Genomic DNA, 1,579 nt, shown 5'->3' on the forward strand with positions numbered 1-1,579 from the left:
TGCGGCGGTATGTGGGGCGGTCTCGGGCTTCTCGGTGAGGGTCTCGGCGAGTCCTCCACAGGGCGGTTGGCGGCGACTTCTTGTACTTTCGAAAGTTTGTTCTTCTGGGAAGAATGGATGTCGGAAGGATTGATCCCATGACCTCGACCACTGCTCTCGCCACCGCCGTTGCGGCGTTGCGCGATGCGCCGCGGTCGGTCGGTGCCTGTCATGCGGCGTCGGATGCGGCGCTGATGGAGTGGTTGCGACTCGCGGGTGAAGCTCGCAAGCTGGCGGATGCGCACGTCGCGCTCGCTGCGGGCGAGCTCGAGCGGCGGTCGGATCCGCTGCTCGGGGGCGCCGGGTTGGCGCGACGAGAGGGTGCGCGCACGCCCGAAGAGTTGCTCAAGGCGACCACCGGAACGACAGGTCGGGATGCCGTGGTCGCCCTCCGGGTCGGTCGCCTCGCGCAGGCCGACGGCTCCGTGCCCGGTGATCGGGTGCTCGGTGATCGGGTCGTCGACGGAACGGTGTCGGTGCAAGCGGCCGAGGCGATCCGGGCGGGGCTGGACGGGTCGGGTGCGGATCCGGTGCTCGTCGCCGAGGCGACCGAGTTGCTGTGCGACCAAGCGCCGACGCTCGACCCCGACCGGCTGCTCAAGCGCGCGCGGGAAGTACGTGACGAGATCGACGAAGCCGGCATCGGGTCACGGGAGGCCGTGTTGCGGGGGCGGCGGTCGATCCGACGGCTCGATCTGCGCGACGGCATGAAGCGCCTCATCTGGGATTACGACCCCCTCACCGCTGGGGTCGTCGACGAGATTTACGACCGGGCGACGTCGCCACGTAGAGGTGGGCCGCGGTTCGTCGACACCGAGCAGGTGCAACGGGCAACAGACCTTGAGCGCGACGAGCGCACCGTCGAACAGATCGCATCGGATGCCTTCACCGAACTGCTGCGGCAAGCGGGTGGGCTCGACCCTTCCGTTCTGGTCGGCAAGGGCGCTCCGGCGGTGCGAGTGCTGGTGTCTGCTGCAGACCTCGTCGCGGGTGTGGGGCACGGAGTGGTCGAAGGCTCGAATGAAGCGCTGTCGATCGGCACGGTGCAGAGTCTCGCGTGCGCCAACGGCACCCAACCGGCCCTCATCGACTCGCTCGGCAACGTGCTCGACCTCGGGCGCGAACAACGCCTGTACTCAGCCCGTCAGCGGGTTGCCCTCGCGATCCGCGACGGCGGATGCCTGTGGTCCGGCTGCGAACGGCCACCCTCCTGGTGCGAAGCCCACCACATCGACCACTACGCCCAGGGCGGCCGCACCGATCTCGACCGAGGCGTGCTGCTCTGTCGCCACCACCACTTGAAACTGCACAACGAAGGCTGGGCGATCCGGCGCCGAGACGGGCGGTACTGGCTCGAACCGCCACCGGGGTCCGGGCGAGCGGGCGGGTGGCTCGTCACCAAGTCCCGGGGGATGCGAGAGCACCTGGCACGAAGTCACCCGCCCGGTCGAGGGCAGACTCCGAGTCCGCTCCCAGCAACTGCCGAGTATTCGCCATCGATGATCGACAGATGACCCGACGATCGCTGCCGTTCGCCGTG

General features: G+C 68.7%; 1 protein-coding gene. It reads left to right on the forward strand.

What is annotated here, in order from left to right; translation table 11 throughout:
• The first annotated feature begins 137 nt into the window (after positions 1–137).
• Positions 138–1,553, forward strand: a complete 1,416-nt coding sequence (locus tag RMO30_RS12455) for a DUF222 domain-containing protein (RefSeq protein ID WP_309714016.1) — start codon at positions 138–140, stop codon at positions 1,551–1,553.
• The last annotated feature ends 26 nt before the right edge of the window (positions 1,554–1,579 follow it).

This window comes from Pseudolysinimonas sp., assembly GCF_031389465.1.
In the GTDB taxonomy this organism is placed as follows: domain Bacteria; phylum Actinomycetota; class Actinomycetes; order Actinomycetales; family Microbacteriaceae; genus Pseudolysinimonas_A.